This window comes from Neoaquamicrobium sediminum, from assembly GCF_013240295.1.
GTDB lineage: Bacteria > Pseudomonadota > Alphaproteobacteria > Rhizobiales > Rhizobiaceae > Aerobium > Aerobium sediminum.
Window position 1 is genome coordinate 1,747,874 of the sequence record NZ_JABETK010000002.1, and the last position, 11,971, is coordinate 1,759,844.

The window sequence follows — 11,971 nt, forward strand, 5'->3', positions numbered from 1 at the left end:
CCGCCATGCTGCTCATCGCTGGTTTGGGCAATCCCGGCCCGAAATACGAAGACAACCGGCACAATGTCGGCTTCATGGCGGCGGACGAAATCGCCCGCCGCCATTCCTTCGCCCCCTGGTCGAAAAAGTTCCAGGGGCTGATCGCCGAAGGCCGCATTGCCGGCCAGAAGGTGCTTCTCATCAAGCCGCAGACCTTCATGAACCTATCCGGCCAGTCGGTCGGCGAGGCCATGCGCTTTCACAAGCTTTCGCCGGCCGATCTGCTGGTCATGTATGACGAGCTCGACCTTGCCCCCGGAAAGGTGCGCATCAAGACCGGCGGCGGCGCCGGCGGCCACAACGGCATCCGCTCCATCGACGCCCATTGCGGCAAGGAGTATCGCCGCATGCGCATCGGCATCGGCCATCCAGGCGTCAAGGAGATGGTGACCCACCACGTACTCGGCGACTTCGCAAAATCGGATCGGGAGTGGCTGGAGCCGCTGCTCGAGGCCATCGCTGACAATGCGGACAAGCTCGTTGCCGGCGACAACAATGGCTTCATGAACAAGACCAGCCTTGCCGTACAGGGCACGGAAGAGCCGGCCCCTAAGGCCGAGCGGCCCGCCACACCCGGCAAGAGCCATATCCGGCAGGCACGTCCCCGGCCGAATGCCATGCAGGTTCCCGAGACCGGCCCGATGGCGGCGATGCTCAAGAAGCTTTTCGGCGACAAGGGCTGAATCGGGCTTTCGCCGGAACCAATCGGCACTGCCAGGCGTCTGTTGACATCATGAAGGACGATTGCGAACCCGAATCGGTCGAGGACGTGCTCGAATGCGTCGAGGAAGCCGGCGCTGCGGAGGAACGTGTGTCGGTGCGCGAAATCGTCCACCGCATCGGCGACGACGCGTTCCCGCCACTCATTCTGGCGCCTGCCCTGATTATCGTGACCCCTGCCAGCGCAATCATCGGCCTGTCGACGTTCTGCGGGACGATCGTCGCACTGGTGGCGATCCAGATGGTCATTGGCCGAGACAGGCTGTGGCTGCCGGCCTTCATCCTCAACCGCACCATCGAGCAGCAGCGCCTGGAGCGTGTCATCGGCCGTATAGAGCGGCCCGCCCGCTATATCGATCGCCTGACACGGAAGCGGCTGACAATGCTGGTCGATCCACCCATGGCGCGCGTGTGGGCGCTCGTCTGTTTGCTGCTGTCAATGGTCATTCCGGTGCTGGAACTGGTGCCGATGTCATCCACCATAATCGCGGCGACGATTTCGCTGTTTGCGCTGGCGATGCTCGCGCGCGACGGGCTGCTTGTAGTGATGGGGCTGCTCGTGCTTGGTGGCGCGGCATCGCTCGCGTTGGGCGTTGTCTCGACTGGCTAGACCTTCGGGGGTTGACGATCATCGACCGTTTCGCCCATAGCCCTGTGCAAATTCTGCTTTCCCGATAGGACCACATCATGGGTTTCAAATGCGGCATCGTTGGGTTGCCCAACGTCGGCAAGTCGACGCTGTTCAACGCACTGACCAAGACGGCCGCGGCACAGGCCGCAAACTATCCCTTCTGCACGATCGAGCCGAACACCGGCGAGGTCGCTGTGCCCGACAGCCGGTTGCAGCAGATCGCCGGGATCGCCAAGTCCAAGGAGATCATCCCCACCCGCATATCATTCGTGGACATTGCCGGTCTGGTGCGCGGCGCCTCGAAGGGCGAAGGGCTGGGCAATCAGTTCCTGGCCAACATCCGCGAGGTCGACGCCATCGTGCATGTGCTGCGCTGCTTCGAGGATGACGACATCACCCATGTCGAGGGCCGCATCGATCCGGTCGCAGACGCCGAGACCGTCGAGACGGAGTTGATGCTCGCCGATCTCGAAAGCCTCGAGCGCCGCATCGTGCAGGTGCGCAAGCGCGCCACCGGCAAGGAGAAGGAGGCAATGACGGTCCTGCCGGTGATGGAACAGTCGCTCGCGCTGCTTCAGGACGGCAAGCCGGTGCGCATGATGCTGGACGGCATCGCGGCCGAGGACCTCAATATCCTGCAGGGCCTGAACCTGCTCACGTCCAAGCCTGTGCTTTACGTTTGCAACGTCGCCGAAAGCGACGCGGCCGGCGGCAACGAGCATACCAGGGCTGTCGAGGCGATGGCCGAGAAACAGGGCGCAAAGACGGTCGTCATCTCCGCCGCGATCGAAGCGGAGGTCGCGCAGCTCGCCGACGAGGAGGCGAAGGAATATCTCGAGGCGATGGGCCTGGTAGAGCCCGGCCTCGACCGGCTGATCCGCGCCGGCTACGACCTGCTCAACCTTATCACCTACTTCACAGCCGGCCCGAAGGAGACCCGCGCCTGGACGGTGGAGAAGGGTTCCAAGGCTCCGCGGGCGGCCGGCGTCATCCATACCGACTTCGAGCGTGGCTTCATTCGCGCCCAGACAATCGCTTTCAACGATTACGTCACGCTGGGTGGCGAGACGGCGGCGAAGGAAGCCGGCAAGGCGCGCGACGAAGGCAAGGAGTACGTCGTGCAGGACGGCGACGTGCTGCTGTTCAAGTTCAACACCTGAACAGCGAGCCCGGCTGATCCGCTCCCAACTACCTCCTTAGAGGTAATGGCTACTCCGTTTGGATGATGCCGGACGCAACAGGAAGCCGTTGCGCCGGCAACCGCCCGCAATATCATCGCGGGACCGTGATGGCTCCGGTGCGGAGTCAAGGGAAACACGGACAGGGTGGGTAAACGGGGACGGACGGAACAGCGCGTTCCGGTCCGCTATTCTTTGCGACGCCATCGGCCCACGGGGGCAATGGGGGTTAGCCGAGCACGCCTGTAGCGCGCTCCAGCCAACGGAGTTTGGCTATGTCGCTGAAGACCAAGACGATACCCAGGAAGACCATGTCGAGCCTGACAACCGAACTTGTCGGCTCGCTCAAGATGAAGGCAAATGCGGTGAAGACCACGCCCGGCCACGGCCAGGCGGGTCGTCATCCGACCCGGGAGCTGCTCGATACCCTGTCGGGCCACAAGGACCCCGGCATGTTCGGCCGGATGTTCCCGAAACTCGAACCCTTGCGCGTTTCCGACGCGAAGTTGGAAGACCTGGCAAGGGCGATGGTCGACTCCTCGCCGGGTTCGCCCGACGGGAACAATGACGACATCCCCTCCGGCTTCACCTATCTCGGCCAGTTCGTCGATCACGACATCAGCCTGGACATGACCTCGCTGGGCGACAAGGAGAAAGACCCTCTCGGCATCGAGAACTTCCGCACGCCGAGCCTCGACCTCGACGCCATCTACGGGCTCGGGCCGGATGGAAGCCCGCACCTTTATGCGCGCAATCCTGACAACAAGAACAAGCCGGGGCCGAAATTCCTGATCGGCAAGAATTTCGACACCGGCGAAGGGGCATTCCGCAACGATCTGCCGCGCAATCCTGAGGGACGCGCCCTGATCGGCGATCACCGCAATGACGAGAACCTGCTGGTCGCCCAGACGCACCTGGCGTTCCTGAAGTTCCACAACAAGGTCTGCGACATCGTCGCCGGCAGCGCCAACCCGCCGGACAATGTGTTCATGGAAGCGCGCAGGATCGTCACCTGGCATTACCAGTGGATGATCCTGCACGATTTCGTCGAACGGCTCTGCGGAGACGCGATCGTCGCCAAGATCCTGCACGACGGGCGCAAATTCTACCGCTTCAAACGCGTGCCCTACATGCCGGTCGAATTCTCCGCGGCCGCATACCGCCTTGGGCACTCGATGGTACGCCAGCGCTATCCGCACAACCGCATCTTCACCGGCGCGGATTTCGATCTCTTCTTTGGCTTCTCCGGCCTATCTGGTCAGATCGTCGGCGATCTCGCACCCGTACCACCAACGGGACCGCTACCGGTGTCGACGCTGCCGTCGAACTGGATCATCGACTGGCGGCGTTTCTTCGAGCTTGGCGACAGCGGGGGCGCTCCCGTCACGACGACGCCCTCGCGGAAGATCGACCCGTATCTCGTGCCGGCTCTGGCAAAACTGCCCGGAGAGGACGAGACCAGCCTGAGTGCCATCCTCGCCTTCCGTAATCTGAAACGCGGCGTCACACTGGGTCTTCCTTCCGGCCAGGATGTTGCCACCGCGATGAAGATCAAGAACCCGCTCACCCCGGACGAGATCGCCTCGGACTCGGGCGGCTCCACGGATGGGGCCGTCGCCAAGCAGCATGGCATGCATACGGCAACGCCGCTCTGGTACTACATCCTCAAGGAGGCCAAGGTTCGCCACGACGGAAAGCGCCTGGGTCCGGTGGGTTCGGCGATCATATCGGAGGTGTTCGTCGGCCTCGTCCATGGCGACCACGCCTCCTATCTGTGGCAACGCACAAACTGGAAGCCGACGCTGCCGTCGGCTCAGGCGAACGACTTCACCATGGTCGACATGCTGCGCCTGATCGACGACATCAATCCGCTGGGTGACTGACCGACGGGACTGCATTTGAAGACTGCCGGCGCGGCTCCGCTGCCGCGCCGGCGTTGGCCGAACCCAAATGATGCCTTGGGGAATTGCCTTTTGCGCATCACGACGGCATTAGTCTTGTTCAAGCATGAACAGGATTTGCCGATGACCGGGAAGCGTTGGGCGTTCGAGGATTTCGCCGAAGGGGCGACGATCGACCTCGGGCAGAAACACGTCACAGCCGAAGAGATCATCGAGTTCGCGAGCGAATTCGACGCCCAGCCGATGCATCTCGACGAGGAAGCCGGCAAGGCCAGTATCCTCGGAGGACTGGCGGCATCAGGCTGGCATACGTGCTGCATGTTCATGCGGCTGATGTGCGACGGCTTCCTGCTCGATTCGACCTCGCAGGGCTCGCCCGGCATCGACTACGTGCGCTGGAAGAAGCCGGTGTTGGCAGGCGACACGCTCACCGGCACGAGCACTGTTACGGCAAAGCGTGCCTCGTCCTCGCGGCCCAATCTCGGTCTCGTTACCGTACGCCACGAACTCGTCAACCAGCGCGGCGAGGTCGTGCTGGAACTGCAGAACACCGGCATGTTCCTCAAGCGCATGGCGGGAGAAGCGGCATGACCCTCGACGCCTATTTCCGCATCGGCGAAACGATCACGCTCGGCTCGCATACCTTCGAGGCCGACGAGATCAAGGCGTTTGCCGCCAAATACGATCCGCAGCGCTTCCACATGGATGAGGAGGAAGCCAAACACAGCGTCTTCGGCGGGCTGTGCGCGTCGGGCTGGCACACGGCCGCGACCTGGATGAAGTACAATCTCAAGAGACGCGAGGACGCTGGCGAGCAGCCCTGGGATGGCGTCGGCGAGGCCCCGCAGTTCGGCCCCTCGCCCGGTTTCCAGAATCTCAAATGGCTGAAGCCCGTCTATGCCGGCGAAACCGTCACTTTCACGCGCCGGGCGCTCGCCCATCGCGCCCTCGCCTCGCGGCCCGGCTGGCGCCTGCTGACGATTGCCTGCGAGGCATTCGATTCAACCGGCGACAAGGTGCTGGAATTCGAGAGTGCCGTCCTCGTCAAAGCCGCCTAGAAAACCAGCGATCGGTGGGTGGCAACGCCTGCCATCACCCCATCGGCCGAAGCAAAAGCGATGCTGTGCGCGCCCCGCGCGATGTCGCCTGCGGCAAAGACGTTCGGCACGCTGGTCATCTGCATTCCGTCCGTGCGGATGATCTGGCCGAACGGCGCCTCGTCCATAGCGCAGCCGAGTTGGCCGGCGATGTCGCTGTTCATATGCGAGCGCAGGCCGACGAAAAGCGCATCGACGTCCCGCATGCGGCCGCCGGCAAGCTCGACAGCCGACAGGGCGTCACCCTCTCCGTGCAAGGCGGTGACTGCGCCGCGCTCGACTGCCACGCCGCGGCGGTCGAGTTCGGCCAGCACCTCGGGCTCCGGCTCCAGCACGTCGTTGACGAAGATAGTGGTGGGCCCCCATTCCGCGATCAGCATCGCCTGATGCACCGATACCGGCATGGTCGCCAGCACGCCGAGACGCTGGCCCGCATATTCGTAGCCGTGGCAATAGGGGCAATGAAGCACCGAGCGACCCCAGCGTTGCTTTAGGCCGGGAATCTCGGGCAGTTCGTCCGACAGCCCATAGGCAAGCACCAGTCGCTCGCTTTCCAGCATCCGGCCGTCCTCCAGCCGCACGCCAAAGCCATCCCCTTGTGCCTGCGCGCTTGCCACCTTTCCTTCGACGAAGGTGACGGTTGGATAGGCCGCGACCTGTGCGCGTGCCGTCGCCAGGATCGCGCCAGGCGCGCTGCCGTCCTGCGCGAAGAAGCCGTGCGAGTGTTCGGCAAAGCGGTTGCGCGGCGCGCCGGCATCGACGACGCATACGGAACGGCGCGCGCGTGCCAGGTACATGGCCGCCGAGAGGCCGGCGAAGCTGCCGCCGACGATGATCGCATCATGATGCATGAGCAGTCTCCAGATCGTGTTTTCCGCCTCGTGCAGAGAGGCGTTTATGGAAATCGGCACTCAGGGCAGCCAGCGTCACCTCGCCCAACCGGGCGAGCAGCAAGGCCTCGGCGTCCCTGAATGTCTGGTCGAGCGCGGCATTCACCGCCTGCTCGACGAGACATCCGGGCGATTCCGACCGATTGCCCATGGCGAGCAGAACGGGGCTTCCGAGCGCGTCGTAGACGTCGCGAAGCGTCACCTTCTCCAAGTCGCATGCGAGCGTCCAGCCGCCACCATGCCCCTTTTCGGCGCGCACATAGCCCTCATCCCGCAGCCCCGCCATGATCCGCCGGATTACAACAGGGTTGGTGCACATGGCTTTCGCCAGCACCTCCGAGGTGATGGGACGGGATTGCTCGGCCATATGGAGCAGGACGTGCAGCACGCCCGAAAGTTTGCTATCGCGTTTCATGTAACTTCATATGTTACACAATGCGATGCAAGTCAATAGCGCCGCTGCGTGCACATCCAGGCCACGCGAATGTCAACTGGACCCCGCTTTCGTTCGCTACGCGGCGGTGTGTGCCATCGAGCCACCGCCCTGGGCAGACGGGAGCGTGCTCCTCGCGTCAGGTTTCGAAATCGAGATCTGCCGGCGAGATCAGCACCGAGAAGTGCTCGCACCAGATCACGACGCTTTGGTAGAGGTTGAGATCGACACCGGCCGGGATCGTGTAATTCTGACTGCCCTGGAAGGCACGCAACTGGCCAAGATCGACGAACATCGTGTCCTCCACGTCGGCGGAGGAACGGATCGAGGCCCTTGGGACCAGATAGACGTGATACTTCGGTCCCGGCCCGACCTCGAAATCCTCGTTGAGAAATACGGTGTCAGAATAAAGCGAAACGCCGCCGCTTCCATAATGGATCGGGTCGCTCGGATTGGCGTGGATGAACGTTCCCTTTGCCACCAGCCGGCTGTCGTTGGACGCCTGCAAGGTTTCGGTCGCCGGCGGCGGGGGAATACGAAGGGAAACAGAAAGAACCCTAGCGCCACGCCACCGGCAGCGCCGAAAACCGCCCCGAAAAGAAATGCCAGAAGCCAGCGCATACCACTCCCCCTTTGGTCAAGGGCAGGTTATTGGAGCCTAGGACGTTGTCAAACCCTGCATTCCCTCACGCCCCCTTGGAATGGGACCACTTGGAATGACTTAGTCACCCTCGAACGCGATCAGGGTGCGAACATCGACCCCGAGCGCTTCGAGCTTGGCTCGGCCCCCGAGGTCCGGCAGGTCGATCACGAAACAGGCGGCAACGATCTCGCCACCCATCTGGCTGATGAGCTTGACGGCGCCCTCAGCCGTACCACCGGTCGCGATCAGGTCGTCGACGAGGATGACTTTCTCGCCGGCGGAGACTGCGTCTTTGTGCATCTCCATTTCATCCAGCCCGTATTCCAGCGAATAGGCGACGCGCACGGTCTCGTGCGGCAGCTTGCCCTTCTTGCGAATAGGGATGAAGCCGGCCGACAACTGATGCGCGATCGCCCCGCCGAGGATGAAGCCGCGCGCCTCTATACCGGCAATCTTGTCGATCTTGGAGCCGGCCCACGGATGCACGAGCTCATCCACCGCGCGGCGGAAGGCGCGCGCGTTGCCCAGGAGCGTCGTGATGTCCCGGAACTGGATGCCCGGCTGGGATAATCCGGAATCGTGCGGATTGCGGAGAGAAGGGTTTCTTCGAGAGTATGTTTCACAAGCCGGTTCCCTGTTGCCGGTCATTCTTGGCCCGCCGAACGCCAAAGAAAAGGGCGGCTGGTAGCCGCCCTTAACCTTTGATGTGGCTTTTCGGTCAGTGGTCGACGTTCGACCAAACCTTGCGCTTGGTGAGATAGACCAGCCCGCCGAACAGGACGAGGAAGATCATCACGTTGAAGCCCATGCGCTTGCGCTCTTCCATGTGCGGTTCGGCCGCCCACATCAGGAACGCGGTGATGTCGTGCGCATACTGGTCCAGCGTTTCGGGCGCGCCGTCGTCATAGGTGATCTGCCCATCCGCGAGCGGGGGCGGCATCGACAGCGCCGAGCTGGCCATGAAATGTGGGTTGTAATAGGTGCCCGGCTGCAGCTCGACGCCCTCGGGTGCATCCTCGTAGCCGGTCAGCAGCGCATAGACGTAGTCCGGCCCGCCCTCGGCATACTGGGTGAAGATGTCGAACACGAATGTCGGGAAGCCGCGCGTCACGGCACGCGCCTTGGCCATCAGCGACAGATCCGGCGGAGCCGCGCCGTTGTTGGAAGCCGCAGCTGCTTCCGGGTTGGCGAAGGGCGACGGGAAGTGGTCGGACGGGATCGCGGCGCGCATGAACATGTCGCCGGAAGAATCCGGGCCGTCTTGCACTTCGTACTCGGCGGCGAGCGTCCTGATCTGCTCCTCGGAATAGCCGAGGTGCTCGAGCGTACGGAAGCTCACGCGCTCCAGGCCATGGCAGGCCGCGCAGGATTCACGGTACACCTTGAGCCCGCGCTGAAGCTGTCCCTGATCGTAGGTTCCGAAAGGACCGGCAAAGGACCAGTCCTGTTCCACCGGCTTGATCAGCGGATAGTGCGGCGTGCCGCCCTCTTCCTCAGCCGCCTGGGCCGCCCCGGCGAGGCCGAATGCGATACCGAGCGCTGTCAGTCCCTTGATGAAAGAATTCATGTCGAAGTCCTTGTCTGCCTGAAGCCGCTCAGCCTTTGGTTTCCGGGGACGCCGTAGCACCGGCGGGCTGTGCGGTGGCCGCACCCTTGTTCTTGTCCAGCACCGCATCGGTGATCGAGTTGGGCAGACGCCGCGGCGTCTCGATCAGGCCCAGCAGCGGCATGACGATCAGGAAGAAGCCGAAGTAGAACAGCGTCGAAACCTGCATTGCCGGGATGTACCAGCCTTCCGCCGGCTTGGAGCCGAGCCAGCCGAGGAAGACGGCGTTGGCGGCGAAGAGCCAGAAGAACAGCTTGTACCACGGACGGTAGACCGCCGAGCGAACCTTAGAGGTGTCGAGCCACGGCACGAAGAACAGCACCGCGATAGCACCGAACATCGCGAGCACGCCGCCCAGCTTGGAGTCGATCGGGCCGATGTTGAAGGTGATGGCGCGCAGGATCGCGTAGAAGGGCAGGAAGTACCATTCAGGCACGATGTGCGACGGCGTCACCAGCGGGTTGGCCGGAATGTAGTTATCGGCATGCCCCATGTAGTTGGGGATGTAGAAGACGAAATAGGCGAACAGCATCAGGAAGACGATCATGGCAAAGCCATCCTTGATCGTCGCATAAGGCGTGAAGGCCACGGTGTCGGTCTTCGACTTCACCTCGATGCCGGTCGGATTGGTCTGGCCGGTGACATGCAGCGCCCATACGTGCAGCACAACGACGCCGGCGATCATGAACGGCAGCAGGTAGTGCAGCGAGAAGAAGCGGTTCAGCGTCGGATTGTCGACCGCGAAGCCGCCGAGCAGAAGCTGCTGAATCCACTCGCCCACCAACGGGATCGCGGTGAAGAAGCCGGTGATGACGGTCGCGCCCCAGAAGCTCATCTGGCCCCACGGCAGCACGTAGCCCATGAAGGCGGTGGCCATCATCAGCAGGTAGATGATCACACCGAGGATCCACAGCAGCTCGCGCGGCGCCTTGTAGGAGCCGTAATAGAGACCGCGGAAGATGTGGATATAGACGGCGATGAAGAACATCGACGCGCCGTTGGCGTGGAGATAGCGCAGCAGCCAGCCCGAGTTCACGTCGCGCATGATCTTCTCGACCGAATCGAACGCAAGCTCGGTCGACGCGGCATAATGCATGGCCAGCACGATGCCGGTGACGATCTGAACCACCAGCATCAGCGAGAGAATGCCGCCGAAGGTATAGGCATAGTTCAGGTTGCGCGGAACCGGATAGGAAACGAACGAGTCGTGCACCAGCCGCGGCAACGGCATGCGTGCGTCGAACCAGCGGCCGATGCCGGTCTTGGGCGAATAGGTCGAGTGTCCACCGCTCATGGTCTAATGCTCTCTCTTTTCCCTCAACCGATCCTGATGACCGTATCGGAGATGAATTCGAAATGCGGAATGAGAAGGTTCTCCGGCGCGGGGCCCTTACGGATACGGCCAGCCGTATCGTAGTGCGAGCCATGGCACGGGCAGAACCAGCCGCCGAAGTCGCCGGCCTGGCCGAGCGGCACGCAGCCGAGATGGGTGCACGAACCGATCATGACGATCCAGTTCTCCTTGCCCTCGCCGGCGGAACGGGAAATGTCTTCGGCAGACACATCGGAAGCAAGGTTCTCGTTGCGCGCCAGCGGATCCTTGAGTTCCGCCATCGGCACTTCCTTGGCCTCCTCGACCTCCGCTTCCGTGCGGTTGCGGATGAAGACGGGCTTGCCGCGCCACTTGGCCGTCACCGACATGCCGGCCTCGATCGCGGAGACGTCGACATCGATGGTTGCCAGCGCCAGCGTCGAGGCATCGGGTCGCATCTGGTCGATGAACGGCCATACGGCCGCGCCGGCCCCAACCACGCCTGCCATGCCGGTGGCGATGTAAAGGAAATCGCGGCGGTTATGATCGGTCGCTTCGTTCGCGCTCACGGGCACAGGGTCCTTTCGCCTCATTGTCGCCGGAAGAAACCCGCATGACCTTTTCGGTCGTCCCGCTCACCACCTCGTCATATGCACTGGCGGCTGGCGACGGCTGGCGGATTCCCCCTGCATTTGGCGATGGTTTCTATGCGCGCCTTCCGCGATTGTCCAGTATCACGAGCGCGCGGGGGCAGATTGTCGCGGGGCGTGTGGACGCAGGCGGCAACACCAGCTTATGCAAGGCGCCGTGTTGCGGCGGAAGTGAACGAGGGGAGGTTTCATGCACAGTATTATCGACCGGTCCGAATGGGCGGAGGAACCGGACAAGTGGCTCGGCGAGGTCCAGCTTGGCGCGCATGGCGGTAATCTATGCCTCATCTTCAATCTGATGGCGCCCGGCCAGGGGCCAAGGTTGCACAAGCATCCCTACCCCGAAACCTTCATCATCCGAGCAGGCCGGGCATTGTTCACCGTCGGTGACGAGACAGTCGAGGCAGGGCCGGGAAAGATCGTGGTGGTGCCGGCGGACACGCCCCACAAATTCATCAATCCAGGCCCCGATGTGCTCGAGACCATCGACATCCACGAACGCGGGAGCTTTATCACCGAGTGGCTGGAGTAACCGCGCTCAGGACGCGCCCAGCCTTGCAAGCACCTCGCGCGGAATCTGGTACTCGCGGATCGCGTCGTGATGCCGCCGCAATCCGCACAGCTCACGCTGGATGAAGTAGGCATAGACCGCCTCGGCCGCATCCTTGAGCAAAGCATTGCGCGTGGGCGATGCCTGCTCCGCTTCTGCGAGCTGGTGCAGAGCGCGCTTGACCCTGTCTCCGGCGCGCCCGAGCGAAGCCGCCTTCTCCGCCGCAATCTCGTGATCCAGCGGATTGGCGGCATCGCCAACCTGCCCGCCCCCGCCGGAAAGCGCGGAGGCCGTGTAGCGCGATGGCGGTCGCAGCGACAA

At 63.0% G+C, this 11,971-nt stretch carries 14 protein-coding genes and 1 pseudogene; 7 read left to right on the forward strand and 8 right to left on the reverse strand.

The genetic code is table 11. From position 1 onward, the window contains the following. Positions 1-5 precede the first annotated feature (5 nt). The 6 genes from pth to HK436_RS20465 all read left to right on the forward strand — a co-directional run bounded on the left by pth (position 6) and on the right by HK436_RS20465 (position 5,527). Complete coding sequence (gene pth, locus HK436_RS20440) at positions 6-722, forward strand: aminoacyl-tRNA hydrolase (RefSeq protein ID WP_173192715.1); 717 nt, start codon at positions 6-8, stop codon at positions 720-722. A 50-nt stretch (positions 723-772) separates the two neighbouring features. Further along, on the forward strand, positions 773-1,369 hold the full coding sequence (locus HK436_RS20445; RefSeq protein WP_173192717.1) for an exopolysaccharide biosynthesis protein: 597 nt from the start codon (positions 773-775) through the stop codon (positions 1,367-1,369). A gap of 77 nt (positions 1,370-1,446) precedes the next feature. Next, a complete protein-coding gene (ychF, locus tag HK436_RS20450) occupies positions 1,447-2,550 on the forward strand; it encodes a redox-regulated ATPase YchF (protein WP_173192719.1) in 1,104 nt (367 codons plus the stop codon). 293 nt (positions 2,551-2,843) lie between these two features. After that, on the forward strand, positions 2,844-4,451 hold the full coding sequence (locus HK436_RS20455) for a peroxidase family protein (RefSeq protein ID WP_173192721.1): 1,608 nt from the start codon (positions 2,844-2,846) through the stop codon (positions 4,449-4,451). Positions 4,452-4,592: 141 nt separating this feature from the next. After that, positions 4,593-5,060 carry a MaoC family dehydratase gene (locus HK436_RS20460; RefSeq protein WP_173192723.1) on the forward strand — a complete coding sequence of 156 codons (468 nt, stop codon included), beginning with the start codon at positions 4,593-4,595 and terminating at the stop codon, positions 5,058-5,060. Next, a complete protein-coding gene (locus HK436_RS20465) occupies positions 5,057-5,527 on the forward strand; it encodes a MaoC family dehydratase (RefSeq protein WP_173192725.1) in 471 nt (156 codons plus the stop codon). Before HK436_RS20460 ends, HK436_RS20465 begins: the two co-directional genes overlap by 4 nt. Here the strand turns inward: HK436_RS20465 and HK436_RS20470 are convergent. From HK436_RS20470 to petA, 7 genes and pseudogenes are all read right to left on the reverse strand, one after another. Continuing rightward, positions 5,524-6,417, reverse strand: coding sequence for an NAD(P)/FAD-dependent oxidoreductase (locus HK436_RS20470; protein WP_173192727.1), 894 nt, complete (start codon positions 6,415-6,417; stop codon positions 5,524-5,526). The two genes, HK436_RS20465 and HK436_RS20470, sit on opposite strands and share 4 nt — an antisense overlap. After that, the gene (locus tag HK436_RS20475) at positions 6,407-6,871 is read right to left on the reverse strand and encodes an Rrf2 family transcriptional regulator (RefSeq protein WP_173192729.1); all 465 of its coding nucleotides are present in this window, start codon (positions 6,869-6,871) and stop codon (positions 6,407-6,409) included. The genes HK436_RS20470 and HK436_RS20475 overlap by 11 nt, the downstream gene beginning before the upstream one ends. A gap of 157 nt (positions 6,872-7,028) precedes the next feature. Beyond that, a complete protein-coding gene (locus HK436_RS20480) occupies positions 7,029-7,397 on the reverse strand; it encodes a DM13 domain-containing protein (RefSeq protein ID WP_206680550.1) in 369 nt (122 codons plus the stop codon). Between the two features lie 213 nt (positions 7,398-7,610). After that, a pseudogene (locus HK436_RS20485) lies at positions 7,611-8,155 on the reverse strand (adenine phosphoribosyltransferase). Between the two features lie 95 nt (positions 8,156-8,250). Next, on the reverse strand, positions 8,251-9,099 hold the full coding sequence (locus tag HK436_RS20490) for a cytochrome c1 (protein ID WP_173192731.1): 849 nt from the start codon (positions 9,097-9,099) through the stop codon (positions 8,251-8,253). A gap of 28 nt (positions 9,100-9,127) precedes the next feature. Beyond that, complete coding sequence (locus HK436_RS20495) at positions 9,128-10,432, reverse strand: cytochrome b (RefSeq protein ID WP_173192733.1); 1,305 nt, start codon at positions 10,430-10,432, stop codon at positions 9,128-9,130. Positions 10,433-10,455: 23 nt separating this feature from the next. Beyond that, entirely contained in the window at positions 10,456-11,019 is a 564-nt protein-coding gene (gene petA, locus HK436_RS20500; RefSeq protein WP_376769177.1) for a ubiquinol-cytochrome c reductase iron-sulfur subunit, read from the reverse strand. A gap of 271 nt (positions 11,020-11,290) precedes the next feature. Here petA and HK436_RS20505 point away from each other — a divergent pair, with 271 nt between their 5' ends. Beyond that, positions 11,291-11,632 carry a cupin domain-containing protein gene (locus HK436_RS20505; protein ID WP_173192737.1) on the forward strand — a complete coding sequence of 114 codons (342 nt, stop codon included), beginning with the start codon at positions 11,291-11,293 and terminating at the stop codon, positions 11,630-11,632. 6 nt (positions 11,633-11,638) lie between these two features. On the opposite strand, the gene HK436_RS20510 is transcribed toward HK436_RS20505, so the two are convergent. Then, positions 11,639-11,971, reverse strand: coding sequence for a DUF6665 family protein (locus HK436_RS20510; RefSeq protein ID WP_376769178.1), 333 nt, complete (start codon positions 11,969-11,971; stop codon positions 11,639-11,641).

What these genes read in the sequence shown, in the direction of transcription:
- ychF (WP_173192719.1), top strand. Translation starts at nt 1,447, where the DNA reads ATGGGTTTCAAATGCGGCATCGTTGGGTTGCCCAACGTCGGCAAGTCG.
- HK436_RS20505 (WP_173192737.1), top strand. Translation starts at nt 11,291, where the DNA reads ATGCACAGTATTATCGACCGGTCCGAATGGGCGGAGGAACCGGACAAG.
- HK436_RS20460 (WP_173192723.1), top strand. Translation starts at nt 4,593, where the DNA reads ATGACCGGGAAGCGTTGGGCGTTCGAGGATTTCGCCGAAGGGGCGACG.
- HK436_RS20445 (WP_173192717.1), top strand. Translation starts at nt 773, where the DNA reads ATGAAGGACGATTGCGAACCCGAATCGGTCGAGGACGTGCTCGAATGC.
- HK436_RS20455 (WP_173192721.1), top strand. Translation starts at nt 2,844, where the DNA reads ATGTCGCTGAAGACCAAGACGATACCCAGGAAGACCATGTCGAGCCTG.
- HK436_RS20465 (WP_173192725.1), top strand. Translation starts at nt 5,057, where the DNA reads ATGACCCTCGACGCCTATTTCCGCATCGGCGAAACGATCACGCTCGGC.
- HK436_RS20495 (WP_173192733.1), bottom strand. Translation starts at nt 10,432, where the DNA reads ATGAGCGGTGGACACTCGACCTATTCGCCCAAGACCGGCATCGGCCGC.
- HK436_RS20470 (WP_173192727.1), bottom strand. Translation starts at nt 6,417, where the DNA reads ATGCATCATGATGCGATCATCGTCGGCGGCAGCTTCGCCGGCCTCTCG.
- HK436_RS20475 (WP_173192729.1), bottom strand. Translation starts at nt 6,871, where the DNA reads ATGAAACGCGATAGCAAACTTTCGGGCGTGCTGCACGTCCTGCTCCAT.
- pth (WP_173192715.1), top strand. Translation starts at nt 6, where the DNA reads ATGCTGCTCATCGCTGGTTTGGGCAATCCCGGCCCGAAATACGAAGAC.
- HK436_RS20490 (WP_173192731.1), bottom strand. Translation starts at nt 9,099, where the DNA reads ATGAATTCTTTCATCAAGGGACTGACAGCGCTCGGTATCGCATTCGGC.